Raw genomic sequence first — 235 nt, 5'->3', positions numbered from 1 at the left:
CAGCACATCACTTAAATAGGCATACGGATCCAAGCCATTCAGCTTTGCTGACTGGATTAAAGTCATGATGTTTGCCGCTCGCTGACCACTGCGCAGCGAACCTGCAAACAGACAGTTCTTGCGTCCCAACGCCCAGGGACGCATCTGATTGTCGGGTAGTCAGACGCAGTTACCTACGTCCAACCCCCTAAGAACCGTGCATGCGAGTTTCCCAGCACACGGCTCAAGCCTCTGC

At 54.0% G+C, this 235-nt stretch carries 1 pseudogene; it reads right to left on the bottom strand.

The features are described from left to right. Positions 1 to 153, bottom strand: a pseudogene (locus WFH18_RS18160) (transposase domain-containing protein); the annotation flags it as partial. Positions 154 to 235: the final 82 nt, after the last annotated feature.

This window comes from Acinetobacter sp. USHLN143 (assembly GCF_037145695.1).
Classification (GTDB): Bacteria; Pseudomonadota; Gammaproteobacteria; order Pseudomonadales; family Moraxellaceae; genus Acinetobacter; species Acinetobacter fasciculus.
Note: the sequence above shows the minus strand (reverse complement) of the source record. Positions and strands in the feature narration are given on the sequence as shown.